Origin of the sequence: Mesorhizobium sp. M1A.T.Ca.IN.004.03.1.1 (genome assembly GCF_003997555.1) — a bacterium.
Classification (GTDB): Bacteria; Pseudomonadota; Alphaproteobacteria; order Rhizobiales; family Rhizobiaceae; genus Mesorhizobium.
The window spans coordinates 1-239 of the sequence record NZ_RZTV01001011.1 but is presented as its reverse complement, the minus strand read 5'-3'; the positions used below and the strand labels follow the sequence as shown (position 1 = coordinate 239).

1 protein-coding gene is annotated in these 239 nt (G+C 60.7%); it reads right to left on the bottom strand.

What is annotated here, in order from left to right:
- Positions 1–239, bottom strand: a 239-nt coding sequence (locus tag EOD29_RS34740) for an HD domain-containing protein (protein ID WP_127248916.1), incomplete at both ends; no start/stop codon positions are given.

Genomic DNA, 239 nt, shown 5'->3' with positions numbered 1-239 from the left:
AGCGGACCATTGTGCTTGACGAGACCTTCGAGGCTTTCCCATGTCAGGTTGATGCCGTCAAATTCGGCATAACGCCTCTCCAGCTTGGTCACGATGCGCAGCGATTGTGCATTGTGGTCGAAGCCGCCATAGGGCAGCAGCACCTCGTGCAGCGCGTCCTCGCCGGTGTGACCGAAGGGCGTGTGACCGAAATCGTGGACGAGGGCGACGCCTTCGGCCAGATCCTCGTCGAGCTTCAG